Origin of the sequence: Fluviicoccus sp. (assembly GCF_030646115.1) — a bacterium.
Taxonomy (GTDB): Bacteria; Pseudomonadota; Gammaproteobacteria; order Pseudomonadales; family Moraxellaceae; genus Fluviicoccus.
Genome location: NZ_JAUSMX010000020.1, coordinates 1 through 1,066, shown reverse-complemented (window position 1 = coordinate 1,066; position 1,066 = coordinate 1). Strand labels below are relative to the sequence as shown.

At 59.9% G+C, this 1,066-nt stretch carries 1 protein-coding gene; it reads left to right on the top strand.

Annotated features, from left to right (window positions below):
• On the top strand, positions 1-1,066 hold a 1,066-nt coding region (locus tag Q7T36_RS14920; RefSeq protein ID WP_304850332.1), incomplete at both ends, for a DUF3418 domain-containing protein.

Here is a 1,066-nt window from a genome sequence, read left to right as displayed (position 1 = left end):
CGGCCGCATGATTCTGGAAGCGCGGGAGCGCGGCGCGCTGGACGAAGTGCTGGTGATCGCCTCGGCACTCAGCGTGCAGGATGTGCGCGACCGGCCGATGGAGGCGCAACAGCAGGCCGATCAGGCGCACGTCAAGTTTGATGACGAGAAGAGCGAGTTCAGTGGTTACCTGAAGCTGTGGAAGTGGATCAACGACGGCAAGGGCGGGGAGGGGCAGCACAAGCTGTCCAACCGCCAGTACGAACAACTGCTGCGGCAGAACTTCGTCAACATTCGCCGCGTGCGTGAATGGCGCGACATTCATTCGCAACTGCACACCGTGGTGGCCGAACACAAATGGCGGCTCAATACGCTGCCCGCCAATTACGAACAGCTACACCTGTCGATGCTGTCGGGCCTGTTGGGCAATATCGGCTGCAAGCTGGAAACTGAAGGCGCCTCCGGCGAGTACCTGGGCGCACGCGGCATCAAGTTTTATCCGCATCCGGGCGCGCACCTCGTCAAGAAACCGGGCCGCTGGATCGTGGCGGCCGAACTGGTGGAAACCACCCGCCTGTTTGGCCGGGGCATTGCCGCCATCGAACCGCAATGGCTTGAGCAGGTGGCGGGCCATCTGCTCAAGAAACAATTGCTCGATCCGCACTGGGAAAAGAAGGCAGCAGAAGTAACAGCGCTGGAGCGTGCCACTTTGTACGGCATCGTTATCTACAGCGGCCGTCGCGTTAATTTCGGCCGCGTGGACCTGGTGGCTGCGCGTGAGATTTTCATCCGCCAAGCCCTGGTGGACGGCCAATGGGAAACCAAGCTGCCGTTTCTGGAGGCCAACCAGAAGCTCATCAAGCAAGTAGAAGACCTGGAACACAAGGCGCGCCGGCAAGACGTGCTGGTGGACGAAGAGCTGATCTTTGCTTTCTACGACCAGCAATTGCCGGCCGATGTGTGCAGCGGCTACAGCTTCGAAAACTGGTATCGCGAGGAAATCAAGAAAAACCCGAAGCTTTTGCTTCTGACCCGTGAAGAGCTGATGCGCCATGAGGCGGCCGGCATCACCACCCAGTCCTTCCCC